The organism is Nostoc sp. UIC 10607, assembly GCF_047228265.1.
Classification (GTDB): Bacteria; Cyanobacteriota; Cyanobacteriia; order Cyanobacteriales; family Nostocaceae; genus Nostoc; species Nostoc foliaceum_A.
This window is the reverse complement of the sequence record NZ_JBIQNW010000260.1, coordinates 1-410: the sequence shown is the minus strand read 5'-3', so window position 1 is coordinate 410 and position 410 is coordinate 1. Positions and strand designations below refer to the sequence as shown.

The 410-nt window shown below is 44.4% G+C and carries 1 protein-coding gene; it reads right to left on the bottom strand.

What is annotated here, in order from left to right:
- Positions 1–42 precede the first annotated feature (42 nt).
- Positions 43–410 (bottom strand): hypothetical protein (locus ACEYW6_RS36695; RefSeq protein ID WP_412983678.1); only part of this gene is annotated, 368 nt, incomplete at its 5' end.

Here is a 410-nt window from a genome sequence, read left to right as displayed (position 1 = left end):
TCCACTAATGTATAAAATATCCTTTCCTAAATTTTACTCATCTCAATAATTTTTTTGCACTTGTGAGAAATCCGGGTCTAATGGGTAATTGCTATCTTTGAGTGAAGCGATCGCACCGGGGTAAGATACCGTAACCAGAGTGTGAGGCACTTTCTCACCCTTCCCGGTATTGCCGCGAGTGCATCCAGCTTTGACAATTTCGCTAATCATTACCGCAGTGGTTGGGGTTTTACCAACGCCCGGATCTGCAATCAGCCGATAGCGGATAGGGTGACTGACTACATAGTTGATAAATTCGTCAGGAGTCCCAACCATCAATTTGATTTCATCCGTTTTGATGGCTGGCCCCATACGGTAGCTGACCACAATACAATCGGTTATTTCCAGCTTGCGAACGCTTGTTATTTTGA